The organism is Pseudomonas edaphica (assembly GCF_005863185.1).
Classification (GTDB): Bacteria; Pseudomonadota; Gammaproteobacteria; order Pseudomonadales; family Pseudomonadaceae; genus Aquipseudomonas; species Aquipseudomonas edaphica.
The window spans coordinates 1-11,781 of the sequence record NZ_VBVZ01000153.1 but is presented as its reverse complement, the minus strand read 5'-3'; the positions used below and the strand labels follow the sequence as shown (position 1 = coordinate 11,781).

The 11,781-nt window shown below is 60.1% G+C and carries 9 protein-coding genes; 4 read left to right on the top strand and 5 right to left on the bottom strand.

All coding sequences use genetic code 11. The features are described 5' to 3' along the window. On the bottom strand, positions 1 to 742 hold a 742-nt coding region (gene sohB / locus FEM54_RS12395), incomplete at its 3' end, for a protease SohB (protein ID WP_138451133.1). A gap of 193 nt (positions 743 to 935) precedes the next feature. Here sohB and FEM54_RS12390 point away from each other — a divergent pair. Next, the gene (locus tag FEM54_RS12390; RefSeq protein ID WP_138451131.1) at positions 936 to 1,646 is read left to right on the top strand and encodes a histidine phosphatase family protein; all 711 of its coding nucleotides are present in this window, start codon (positions 936 to 938) and stop codon (positions 1,644 to 1,646) included. A 56-nt stretch (positions 1,647 to 1,702) separates the two neighbouring features. Continuing rightward, positions 1,703 to 2,017, top strand: coding sequence for an SCP2 sterol-binding domain-containing protein (locus FEM54_RS12385; RefSeq protein WP_017135931.1), 315 nt, complete (start codon positions 1,703 to 1,705; stop codon positions 2,015 to 2,017). Between the two features lie 62 nt (positions 2,018 to 2,079). Here the strand turns inward: FEM54_RS12385 and FEM54_RS12380 are convergent, their stop codons facing one another. The 3 genes from FEM54_RS12380 to FEM54_RS12370 all read right to left on the bottom strand — a co-directional run bounded on the left by FEM54_RS12380 (position 2,080) and on the right by FEM54_RS12370 (position 7,156). Beyond that, entirely contained in the window at positions 2,080 to 2,673 is a 594-nt protein-coding gene (locus FEM54_RS12380) for a hypothetical protein (protein WP_138451129.1), read from the bottom strand. A 305-nt stretch (positions 2,674 to 2,978) separates the two neighbouring features. Beyond that, positions 2,979 to 5,615, bottom strand: coding sequence for an MGH1-like glycoside hydrolase domain-containing protein (locus tag FEM54_RS12375; RefSeq protein ID WP_138451127.1), 2,637 nt, complete (start codon positions 5,613 to 5,615; stop codon positions 2,979 to 2,981). A 131-nt stretch (positions 5,616 to 5,746) separates the two neighbouring features. Continuing rightward, positions 5,747 to 7,156, bottom strand: coding sequence for an OprD family outer membrane porin (locus tag FEM54_RS12370; protein ID WP_138451126.1), 1,410 nt, complete (start codon positions 7,154 to 7,156; stop codon positions 5,747 to 5,749). Positions 7,157 to 7,443: 287 nt separating this feature from the next. Between FEM54_RS12370 and hglS the strand changes: the two genes are divergently transcribed. Then, entirely contained in the window at positions 7,444 to 8,820 is a 1,377-nt protein-coding gene (gene hglS, locus FEM54_RS12365) for a 2-oxoadipate dioxygenase/decarboxylase HglS (RefSeq protein ID WP_099548219.1), read from the top strand. Between the two features lie 146 nt (positions 8,821 to 8,966). Here hglS and FEM54_RS12360 read toward each other — a convergent pair whose 3' ends face one another. Continuing rightward, positions 8,967 to 9,191, bottom strand: coding sequence for a DUF465 domain-containing protein (locus FEM54_RS12360; RefSeq protein WP_056860349.1), 225 nt, complete (start codon positions 9,189 to 9,191; stop codon positions 8,967 to 8,969). A 174-nt stretch (positions 9,192 to 9,365) separates the two neighbouring features. Between FEM54_RS12360 and tkt the strand changes: the two genes are divergently transcribed. After that, positions 9,366 to 11,429, top strand: coding sequence for a transketolase (tkt, locus tag FEM54_RS12355; RefSeq protein WP_138451124.1), 2,064 nt, complete (start codon positions 9,366 to 9,368; stop codon positions 11,427 to 11,429). Positions 11,430 to 11,781: the final 352 nt, after the last annotated feature.

Genomic DNA, 11,781 nt, shown 5'->3' with positions numbered 1-11,781 from the left:
ACTGATGGGTGATGTCCAGGTCTTCCTGGAACTTCTCCCGCCCCTTCTCGGTGTTTTCGCCAAACACGGTGAGGGTGCGTTTGTACTCACCGGCGGTCAGCACTTCAAAGTCGATGTCGTGCTTTTTCAGCAGGCGGTTGACGTTGGGCAACTGCACCACCACACCAATGGAGCCGAGGATGGCAAAGGGTGCGCTGATGATCTTCTCGCCAATGCACGCCATCATGTAGCCGCCGCTGGCCGCAACCTTGTCGATGCACACGGTCAACGGCACGCCGGCCTGACGAATACGCGCCAGCTGCGACGAGGCCAAACCATAGCTGTGCACCATGCCGCCGCCGCTTTCCAGGCGCAGCACCACTTCGTCTTTCGGCGTGGCCAGGCTCAGCAGCGCGGTGATTTCATGGCGCAGGCTCTCGGTGGCCGAGGCCTTGATGTCGCCGTCAAAATCCAGCACAAATACCCGTGACTTGGCCTCGGGTTTCTTCTTGCTGTTCTTCTTTTCGGTCTTGCTTTCGGATTTGCGCAGGGCCTTGAGCTGGTCCTTGTCGAGCAGGCTCGACTCGAGGCGCTCACGCAGGCCTTTGTAGAAATCATTGAGCTTGCTGACCTGCAATTGGCCGGCGGATTTGCGCCGCCCCTTGCTGCGCAACGCGGCGAAACTGATCAGTACCACCAGAATAGCGACCACCAGGGTGACGGTCTTCGCCAGAAAGCTCGCGTATTCGGCCAAAAAATCCATATGTCTCCTTAAAAAAGCACGGCGCCAGGCGCGGATGGCCCCAGCATACCGACGGCACCGCCTTCGGACCAGTGCTCAAACCGCCAGCAGTCGGCCTCTAACGCACTTTTAAAACAAGCGTATGTTTTTTCATTGACAGCTCCCTGCCATCCTCATAACCTCGCCAGACTTTCAACGTACCGGGAAAACGGACGTGGGCAGCATCTATCTGATTCGACATGGCCAGGCCTCCTTCGGTGCAGACGACTATGACGTCCTGTCGCCCGTCGGCGTAGAGCAAGCGCAAGTACTCGGTCGCCACCTGGCCGACCTGGGCCTGACGTTTGACCGCTGCCTGTCTGGCGACCTGCGTCGCCAGCAGCACACTGCCTCCGCCGCATTCGATCAATACCGTGCCCTCGGCCTGTCAGCCCCAACCTTGGAAATCGACCCGGCCTTCAACGAATTCGACGGCGAAGCGATCATCCGCGCCCTGCTCCCCGACCTGCTGACCACCGAGCCTCACGCCTTGGATATCCTGCGCAACGCTGCGCAAAACCGCAGTGAGTTCCAGCGCATTTTCGCCCTGATCATCGAGCGCTGGCTGGCCGGCACCTACGACCCACCCGGTCTGGAAAGCTGGCTGGGTTTCGTGGAACGTGTGCAGGGCGGCCTGCAACGCATCCTGGAAGCAGCCGAGAACACCGACAAGATCGCCGTGTTTACTTCCGGCGGCACCATTACCGCCCTGCTCCACCTGATTACCCGAATGCCTGCCGCACAGGCCTTTGAACTGAACTGGCAAATTGTTAACACCTCGCTCAACCAGCTTAAATTCCGTGGTCGCGAGGTGGCACTGGCTTCCTTCAACAGTCATACCCACTTGCAACTGTTGAAGGCGCCGCAGCTCATCACATTCCGATGAATTGCGGCCAACCGTGACCCCAAGGTCACTGGACTCTACCTTAAAGGATCGAAACCATGACTGACGTAGCCAAAGCTGTAGAAGCAATGAAAGCCAAATTCAACCCAGGCGCTGCCGACGGCCTGGACCTGGTGTTCGGTTTCCGTATCGACGACACCCAGAACTTCTCGCTGGTGGTCAAGAACAACACCTGCGAACTGCTGGAAGGCGAAAACCCTGACGCCCAGGTTACCCTGGTGACCGACGGCGAAACCATGGAAGGCATCGTCAGCGGCGATACCGACGGCATGCAGGCGTTCATGAGCGGCAAACTGCGCACTGAAGGCGACATGATGCTGGCCATGAAACTGAGCGATCTGTTCCCGGCCTGATAACGCCGTGCTCAAAAAAATCCCGCCTTCCGGCGGGATTTTTCGTTCAGCCAGCCTCCCGGTCAGCGGGTGTTGGCGTTATCCATTTCTTCGAACGTGTCCATGTACGCAGGGTCATTACCATCGTTTTCACGAATCACACGCCCTTCATACTCGGCGGTGATTTCACCGGTATTGACGTCAAGCCCAACCACGATCACCAGCTTGTATTTGCCCACTTGCAAGTACATGTCATAGAGGTCCCGGGGTTCATCAGGTGCCATAAAAAAGCTGTAGCTATAACGTACGCGCTTGGTTAACACGGGCCACTGTGCTTCAAACGTGCGGGAATCGAAGGATGGGAGCACATCGCTGATTCCACGCAGCGCGGCCCCGACCAGTTGGTCATTGTCCTTGGCTTTGAAGACCACCGGATGAGTGCGAGTCATCGACCGCATAGGGTTGGGAACAATATCCGTTTCAAGGCGGTACATGCCGCTGCTGAACCACTTTGTTGCATCGAAGGTGTCGTCACCTTTCTCGCATTCGCGGCAATGCATCATCAGCGGGGCCGCGGCGCTTTCTCGGGAATACAGTGAAGTCATGAACACACCGCAGGTGAGCAGCAATACCCCCAATAGGCCTGCACTGCCAACCCGCGCGATAACATTCGCCATCGTCTACATCCTTGTCTGAAGGGGCGGCGAATTTACCTGATTCAGACCTCTTGGTGGCGGGATTTTTTTGCCTGCCATTTCACAAGCGATGTAGTTTTAATGTGGGAGCTGGCTTGCCTGCGATAGCCATAGGTATCTACACAACTTTTGAAGGCAGCCAATTTCTCCTGTGGCGAGCAGGCTTGCAACAGACTCCGTGTTAACCGGTTGTGTAGATACCTATGCTGCGATAGCGGTGGGTCAGCCCACCCGTGTGTGGCTGATGGCAAGCCAGCTCCCACAGAAAAGTGAATCAGTGGTGCGGCTTAGCTTTTCGGCTGCAGCAACAACGCCACCAACGCACTCCACCCGGTCTGATGCGACGCCCCCAACCCACGCCCGGTTTCGCCGTGGAAATACTCATGGAACAACACCAGATCGCGACTGGCCGGGTCTGCTTCCAATTGCGCATAGCCCGCCATCGACGGGCGCAGGCCATCTTCATCGCGCAAAAACAAGCGGGTCAAACGTTGGCTGAGGCTGTCGGCCACTTCTTCAAGGGACGCCAGATAACTACTGCCCGTCGGGTACTCCACCGAGAAGTTATCCGCGTAGTAGCGGTGAAACTCGCGCAGCGACTCGATCAGCATGTAGTTCACCGGCATCCACAGCGGCCCGCGCCAATTGGAGTTGCCGCCGTATAAACGTGAGTCGGACTCGCCGGGCTGGTAGCGCGCGCACAGGGTGTCGCCGTTCATCTTCAGCGCCAGCGGCTGCTCGGCGAAGGCCTTGGATAACGAGCGCACGCCAAACGTCGACAAAAACTCCTGGTCATCGAGCATGCGCCGCAGCAGGTCCTTGGTGCGTTCGCCGCGTAGCAAGGCGAGCAACAGGCGGTTGCCCTGCCCCGGTTCGTTCCAGCGCGACACCAGCTTGGCGAGGTCAGGCCGGTGTTTCATGAAGCCCAGCAGCCGCTCACGCAAGCCTTGCAGGCCTTCGTGCTCGCGTTGCTCCAGCACCAACACGGCAAACAACGGCATCAGGCCGACGATGGAGCGCAGGCGCACCGGCTCGCTCTGGCCGTCCGGGCGGTGCAGCACATCGTAGAAGAACTGGTCCTGCTCATCCCACAAGCCTTCGGCGCTGTCATCGACACGGTTGATCGCACCGGCGATGTACAGGAAGTGCTCGAAAAACTTCACCGCGATATCCACGTACACCCCATTGCGCTTGGCCAGCTCCAGGCCGATGCGCATCAGGTCCAGGGCATAGGCGGCGACCCACGCGGTGCCGTCGGCCTGATCCAGCTGGTAGCCGGGCGGCAAGGTGGCCGAGCGGTCGAACAAGGCGATGTTGTCCAGGCCCAGGAAGCCGCCCTGAAACAGGTTGCGGCCCTCGGCGTCCTTACGGTTGACCCACCAGGAAAAATTCAGCAGCAGCTTGTGGAAAATCCGCTCGAGGAAATCCATGTCACCCACGCCGGTCAGCGCCTTGTCCTGCTGATACACGCGCCAACTGGCCCAGGCATGCACCGGCGGGTTGGCGTCGTCGAAACGCCATTCATACGCCGGCAGCTGGCCATTGGGGTGCATAAAACGGTCTTTGACCAGCAACAACAGCTGTTGCTTGGCATACCCCGGATCAATCAGCGCCATCGCTACGGCCTGGAAGCCCTGGTCCCAGGAGGCGTACCACGGGTACTCCCAGGTGTCGGGCATGGACAGGATGTCGAAGTTCGACAAGTGCCGCCAATGGGTATTGCGGATGTGCAGGCGCTCGGGCGGCGGCGCGGGTTGGGCCGGGTCGCCGTCGAGCCACTGGTTTACATCAAAGTAGTAGAGCTGCTTGGACCACAGTAACCCGGCCAGGGCCTGACGCTGCACATTGCGCGCGTCAGCATCGGCAATGCCTTGCTGCAGGGCGGCGTAGAAGTCGTCCGCCTCTTGGCGGCGCAGCTCGAACAGCTTGCGTGCATTGACCTCGGGCGCGTCCACCGGCGCAAATCGCAGGTAAAGGGCTTTGCTCTCCTGGCCCGCCAGTTCGAGGCTGAAACGCGCGGCGACCTTGGTGCCCGTGTCGCGGCGAATTGCCGAGTCTGCGCCGCCCACCACGTAGTCGTTGATGCCATCCTTGAACGGCACCGGCGCCGGTTGCCCATCGAGCTTGGGGAAGTTGCTTTCGTTTTCGCAGAACAGCCACTCCAGGCCGTCCTGGCCCCAGGCGCTGAGGTGGCGGTCGGTCAGCTCATGATGCCGGGCCAGCACCCGCTCACCGTCCAGGCGCAATTGCGGCTTGGGCGCGTCCAGGGTCCAGCTCCAGTCATTGCGCGCCCACAGTTGGGGCAGCACCTGCACCCGCGTCGGCTGGTCCGCGCGGTTGTGCACGGTGACGCGCATGAAAATATCGTCAGGCTGATGCTTGGCGTATTCGACCGTTACATCACAGTAGCGGTTGTCTTCAAATACGCCGGTGTCGAGCACTTCGTACTCGGCATCCTCAAGCCCACGGCGGGCGTTTTCGGCGATCAGGTCGGCATAGGGAAAAGGCGCATGCGGGTATTTGTAGAGCATGCGCATATAGGCATGGCTGGGCACACCGTCGACAAAAAAGTACAGCTCCTTGACGTCTTCCCCGTGGTTGCCCTCGGCGTTGTTGAGGCCGAACAGGCGCTCCTTGAGGATGCTGTCACGCTCGTTCCACAGCGCCAGGCCCAGGCACCAGCGCTGCGCCTTGTCGCTGAAACCCGCCAGGCCGTCCTCGCCCCAACGGTAGGCGCGGCTGCGGGCGTGTTCGTGGGGGAAGTAGGCCCAGGCATCGCCGTCGGCGCTGTAGTCTTCGCGCACTGTGCCCCATTGGCGTTCACTCAGGTACGGGCCCCACTCGCGCCAGCGCTCGGCGTCTTCGGCGGCCAGGCGCTGGCCTTCAAGGGTTGCAAGGATGTTGGTTGCGGGCGTGGCCGTCATTGGGTCCTCCATCACTGACACAGTGGGGGCAGTGTAAAACCCATCCGTGCGCGGATGCACATGAAGTCGTGTTCGCGCGCGCAAAAAAAGAGGCCGCTGACTAGGCGGCCTCCGTTTGTGGCGGCGCGAGCTTAGAAGATCGCGTAGGTGTAGTTGAAGATCAGGCGCGTCTGGTCCTGGTCCGCAGTGCCGGTGTTGTGACCTTTGTAAGTACCGGTACGGAAGGTGGTGCCGAAGCCTTTGAGCGGGCCTTGCTGCACCACGTAATCCAGGCGGAAGTCGGTTTCGTTTTCTTTCTGATCCGCCCCACCGGCCACTTTGGACTTGATGCCCGTGCCGTCCAGGTACGCCACGGAGGCTTTCAGGCCTGGTACAAAGGCCTTGAAGTCATAGGAGTACTGGCCAAAATTGACCTGCTCGCCCGCACGGGAGAACTGGCCCACCACGGCGTCGGTGAACAAGTAGAAGTCGCTGCCGCCCGCGCCTTGTGCGTTTGGATCAGCGATGCTGCCCTGGTTGACCCAGACGAAGCCGCCGTCATCGCTCACACCGATGTGACCGAGCATCAGGCTGCTGCCACCCAACTGGTAAGTGAACGCGGCGCTGTAGGTTTTGTTGTCCACTTCACCGGCGTGCTTGGCGTAGCCGCCGTTGTTGTTGAACTGGTAGCCGGCGTCACCGTTTTTGCCGTCGCTGGTGCTGTCGAAGTAACGCAGGTCAGTCTTGAACGATTGGTCATTGCCCAATGGCAGCACGTGAACCAGGCCGAAGTAGTTCTGTTTGTAGAAGTCCTGCAGGTCGGCGTAGTAGTACTGCAACGTCAGGTTTTTAGCGATGGCGTTGTCGGACGAGCCAAACGGCTTGTAGTCCACACCGCCGAACTTGAAGCTGTCGCTGTCGCGGGTACCGCCGGCAACGCTCAAGCCCGTGGAGTTGCTGGAAGCACGGCCTTCGGCACGGTTGAGCTCACCACCGGTGAAGGTCACGTTGGGGATGTCGTTGGAGGTCAGGATGCCGCCGTCGAAGGTCTGCGGCGCCACACGGCTGTCGTTGGAAACCAGAATAGGCAACACCGGGGCCAAACCGCCACCGACGTGCAACTCGGTCTGGGAAATACGGAATTTCACGTTACCCGCAGCGCGACTGAAACTGTCGGCGGGTTCAGTGCCGTTGTTTTTGGTCGGGAAGAAGCTGTTGCCGTTACCCGCCAGGCCCGGGCCTGCGGCGTGGCCGTCGCCACCGTCCAGACGCAAGGCGCCGAACGCCATCACGTCAAAACCGACGCCAAGGGTGCCTTGGGTGTAGCCGGATTTGTAGTCAAAACGCAGCAAAGTCGCGGCTTCGCGCAGATCGTTGTTGGTGCCCGAACGGTTGTCGGCGCTGTAGTACATGGTCCGCGAACTGACAGCCGCATGGCTGTCTTCAAGGAAACCGCTGTGACCCGTGCCCGTGCCCAGAGAACCGAGCCCGAAGTCATCAGCGCACGCTTGTTGCGCGAGCAACGCTGCGGTGATGGATAACGCCAGTGTAGAAATTTTCATGTGTAACGGCCCCTAAACATTTTTTTATGTGCGTTGTGTGCAAACGGCGTTTTCATCCCTACAAACGTAACGATTGTTTCATGAGGACCGGGGCGCGCCTCGTGAAGAATTAGTTAGGAAAGTACCCGTGAAAATGAAATTTTCTGGCGCCGATTTTTGTCATATTCATGTCATTTCATTCATTTGCAGAATGAAGTCCTGAGGATTCTTCGTTTGCCAGCCCCCTTAAAGCCCAACAGAATCCAGAGAAAGGCCGCACCCTCACCACCGTGTTCAGGAATTTTTCTATGCCAAGTGCCGCGTATGTCAGCCCCGACGAGATTCGCAAAGACTTTTCCAGGGCCATGTCCGACATGTACCGAGATGAAGTTCCGCTTTATGGCGCACTGATGGAGCTGGTGGCCGAGACCAACACGCGGGTTTTGGACAGTGATTCCGGCCTGGCCAAACAACTGCAGCGCACCGGTGAAATGGAGCGCCTGGCCATGGAACGCCACGGCGCCATCCGCCTGGGCACCGCCCATGAGCTGGCCACCATCGGCCGTCTGTTTGCGGTGATGGGCATGCAGCCGGTGGGCTATTACGACCTCACACCCGCCGGTGTGCCGGTGCATTCCACCGCCTTTCGCGCCGTGCATGAACAGGCGCTGCAGGCCAGCCCGTTCCGCGTCTTTACGTCCTTGCTACGCCTGGAGCTGATCGAAAACCTCGAGCTGCGCGCCTTCGCCGAAAGCGCCCTGGCCAAACGCTCGATTTTCACCCCTGGCGCCTTGGCGCTGATCGAGCAAGCCGAACGCGACGGTGGCCTTAACGCGGCGGATGCCCAAGCGTTTATCCGCGAGGCCCTGGAAACCTTTCGCTGGCACCACACCGCCACCGTGACCGGCGCCCAGTACCAGCAACTGAGCGACCAGCATCGCCTGATCGCCGACGTGGTGGCGTTCAAAGGTCCGCACATCAATCACCTGACGCCACGTACCCTGGACATCGACCAGGTGCAGGCCGCGATGCCCGGCAAAGGCATCACGCCCAAAGCCGTGATCGAAGGCCCGCCACGTCGCCAGTGCCCGATCCTGCTGCGCCAGACCAGCTTCAAGGCGCTCGACGAACCCATCGCGTTTACCGACGCAAAAGGCAGCCACAGCGCGCGTTTCGGCGAAATAGAACAACGGGGTGTGGCGTTGACGCCAAAGGGTCGCGCCCTGTACGACCAGTTGCTGAACGCAGCGCGCGACGAACTGGGCGCCTTCCCGAATGAGGGCAACGCTGCACGTTACGTCGAATTGATGGCGCAACACTTCCAGGCCTTCCCCGATAACCACGCGCAGATGCGTGAACAGGAACTGGCGTATTTCCGCTACTTCGTGACCGAGCAAGGCTTGGCGGCACGCGGCCAGGCCGGTCAGCCGCAAACGTTGGAGGCCTTGATGGCGGCCGGGCACGTGGCGGTGGAGCCTTTGGTGTATGAGGATTTTCTGCCGGTGAGTGCGGCGGGGATTTTCCAGTCGAACCTGGGCGATGCGGCGCAAAGTCACTACACAGCCCATTCGAACCAGGCTCAATTCGAGCAGGCGCTGGGCCGCCGGACGATTGATGAATTGAAGCTGTATGCCGAGACGCAGCAGCGCTCCATGGATGAATGCATCCAGGCGCTGCGTGCATGAAATAGGATGCCCGCCCGGCTCAGCAGCGCAATCCTTGCGCCGCAACAGTCCCCAGAGCCGGGTGGACGGCCGGCATCATAAGCAGTGAAACGCCGGCTGTCGCTCAGACAATTCTGAACAAATATGTCCGCGTCCTGTAGGACGTTTTATTGCAGCAAGTCCCTGATCTCGTCTTTAACCAACAGGCGCTTATCCTTCAGCTTCTTCAACGCCTCATCACTACCGGATGCCTTTTCGGCGCTCACCACCTGCTCATCGACGGTGTTGTACTTATCAAACAGCGCGTTCAAATGGGGATTTTTCGCCCGACGCCCGTCGACCTCTTCCTTGCTCAAACCCAAATCCTGATACAGGTCGTGTTTCACTGGCATGGAGTACCTCCGCAAGTTGATCAATGGCCTACGCCTTGAAACTAGCCCATTCCAAGGGGTCTTGTCATGTCTTGGGTCAAGGCGGTCCCGTTCGTCGTAATGCGCATGATGGGATCAAACCTTTGCCGTGCCCTGCCCTCCACTGTAGATCGCCACCCGAGGGAGAACGGTTTCATGACTCACGCTGCCACTGCTGTCGACACCCAATGCATCAACACCATTCGCACCCTGGCCATGGATGCCGTGCAAAAGGCCAACTCCGGCCACCCCGGCACGCCCATGGGCCTGGCTCCGGTGGGCTACACGCTGTGGAGCCGCTTCCTGCGTTACCACCCCGAACATCCGGATTGGCCTAACCGCGACCGCTTTGTCTTGTCGGTGGGGCACGCCTCGATGCTGTTGTATTCGCTGCTGCACCTGGCCGGTGTGGTCGAGATTGATGCCCACGGCAAGCGCTCCGGCCAGCCGGCGATCAGCCTGGACGACATCAAGCAATTCCGGCAGATGAGCTCCAAGACCCCCGGCCACCCCGAGTACCGCATGACCACCGGCGTGGAAACCACTACCGGCCCGCTGGGCCAGGGCTGCGCCAACAGCGTCGGGATGGCCATGGCCGAACGCTGGCTGGGCAAACGCTTTAACCGCGACGGCCAGGTGCTGTTCGACTACAACGTCTACACCCTGTGCGGTGATGGCGACATGATGGAAGGCATCAGCAGCGAAGCGGCGTCGATGGCCGGGCACTTAAAGCTCGATAACCTGTGCTGGATCTACGACAACAACACCATCAGCATCGAAGGCCACACCGAGCTGGCGTTCAGCGAAGACGTGATCAAGCGCTTCCAGGCCTATGGCTGGCACACCTTGCACGTCACCGATGCCAACGACCTGCAAGCCCTGAGCGCAGCGCTGGAAACCTTCCAGGCCAACACCGGCGCGCCAACCCTGATTGTGGTCGACAGCGTGATCGGCTACGGCTCACCACACAAACACAACACCGCCGCCGCCCATGGCGAGCCATTGGGCGAGGAAGAAATCCGCCTGACCAAAGAGGCCTACGGCTGGCCGCAGGATTCCAGCTTCCTGGTGCCCGACGACGCCCGCACGGTGCTGCGCGATGCGCTGCTGGAACGCAGCCAGCCGCTGTATGAAACCTGGCAGCAACACCTGGCGCAGCTGGAGCAGTACGAACCGGAACTGGCCGATGAATTGCGCCGCATACGCGCCGGCGAAATGCCGGAGCATTGGCAGGACGAACTGCCCCACTTCGACACCGACGCCAAGGGCATCGCCAGCCGCGCCGCCGGCGGCGAGGTGCTGAATGCCTTCGCACAACAAATCCCCTGGCTGCTGGGCGGCTCGGCGGACTTGTCGCCATCGACCAAGACCAACCTCACCTTCGACGGCGCCGGGCGTTTCAGTGCCGATGACTACAGCGGGCGCAACCTGCACTTCGGCATCCGCGAGCACGCCATGGGCGCGATTGCCAATGGCATGGCGCTGTCCTACCTGCGGCCGTACACCTCGACCTTCCTGGTGTTCAGCGACTACATGAAACCGCCGATCCGCCTGGCGGCAATCATGGAATTGCCAGTGGTGTTCGTATTTACCCATGACTCGATTGGCGTGGGTGAAGACGGCCCGACGCACCAGCCCGTCGAGCACCTGACACAACTGCGCGCCACGCCGGGGTTGCTCACCTTGCGCCCCGGCGATGCCAACGAGACGTTGGAGCTGTGGAAGGTGGCCCTGGCACAAACCCATCGGCCGAGCTGCGTGGTGTTGTCGCGCCAGGCGTTGCCGACCTTGGATCGCACAAAATATGCGGCGGCGTCCGGAGCGGCCAAAGGCGCTTATGTGTTGGCGGGTGCCGATAAGCCTGAGGTGCTGCTGTTGGCGACCGGCAGTGAAGTGAGCCTTGTGGTGGTGGCTTATGAGCAGTTGAAAGCTGAGGGCATTGCCGCTCAGGTGGTGTCGATGCCCAGCTGGGAATTGTTTGAAGACCAGGATCAGGCGTATCGCGACAGTGTCTTGCCACCCGCGGTAAAAGCCCGTGTGGTGGTGGAACAGGCAGGCCCGCTGGGTTGGGACCGCTATGTTGGGCAGACTGGCGCTAAAGTGGTGATGAACAGTTTTGGCGCGTCGGCGCCGTTGGCCAAGTTGCAGGAAAAGTTCGGGTTTACGGTGGAGAATGTGGTGAAGCAGGCCAAGGAGCAGATTCGACTGACTGGGCGTTGAGGGGGCATATCCGTTATTTAGGTAACGGCGGCGTATGGTTCCGCTCTTACAGCGGCTCACTTTTGCAAGGACCGGAATGCCGGCCCAGTCAAAAGTAACCAAAAGGTCCTCGCCCCAACACTCGGTGCCTCGCTGTGGCTCGGCATGCCCGCAATCCGCCAGTGATTTGGGGGGGCGATTTCAGATCAAGATCAAAAGCGCAGATCAAAAGACCGCTGACTTCGTCATCGAAAAGAATGTAAGAGCCGGAGCAACAGCAACAGCAGAGCCATACTCGGTCAAAGGTGGGAGCTGGCTTGCCTGCTATGGCATCAACTCTGTGTGCCTGATATACCGAGGTGTCTGCATTGCA